Origin of the sequence: Methylobacterium sp. WL18, assembly GCF_008040015.1 — a bacterium.
In the GTDB taxonomy this organism is placed as follows: Bacteria; Pseudomonadota; Alphaproteobacteria; order Rhizobiales; family Beijerinckiaceae; genus Methylobacterium; species Methylobacterium mesophilicum.
The window spans coordinates 1-674 of sequence record NZ_VRVD01001196.1; the positions used below are offsets into that span (position 1 = coordinate 1).

Sequence of the window (674 nt, forward strand, 5' to 3'; positions counted from 1 at the left end):
CCGCTGCGGCACCCGGGCGCGGGCGAACAGGCGCAGCGCCCGCTCCTGGGCGGTCTCCAGGCTGCCGACGCGCACCGAGATCCGCGTCTGGACCTCGCCCGACTCCGGACCGAGGACTTCGATATGGAAGGTCTCGCGCAACGGCACCTGCCTGATCGTGAGCGCCCGCCGCCGGAGCGGGCCCGGTTCGGCGCGGGGTGAAACCCGTCCCGGGAGACGGCCTCGGAGCCAAGTCCGATTGCAACGCGATCGGCGGCGGCTCTAAGAGGGGCCCGCCCCGACATAGGGGAGATTGTTCGAGGAGTCCCGTGGACCCGCTCAAGGCTGCCGCCGCGACTGCCGTCTGCCTCGTCCTGTTCTGGCTGGCCTTCCGGCTGACCCGGCGCCTCGTCGACATGGCGATCGCTGGCGGCTACGCCGAGGAGCAACGGCGACTGGCCGAAGAGGAGGCTCAGGCGGCCGAGGGCGCGGTGCCGCAGGCCTCGGCCATCTGCGCCACCGCGGCGAGCTTGGCCGCGAACGGCGACCAGTCGTCGGCGGCGGCGATCGGGGCCCAGAGCGCCTCGACCTCCTCGATCAGCATCGTGCAGGGCTCCCCCGCGAAATAGGGATGGTCGAGCCGCGCGCCCGGGGCCGGGGTGAGCGCGTCGAGCGCCGCCCGCACCGGCGCGAAG

General features: G+C 73.7%; 1 pseudogene. It reads right to left on the minus strand.

Annotation, left to right across the window (positions count from 1 at the left end):
* Positions 1 to 451 precede the first annotated feature (451 nt).
* Positions 452 to 674 (minus strand): annotated as a pseudogene (locus FV228_RS31790) (selenoprotein O); the annotation flags it as partial.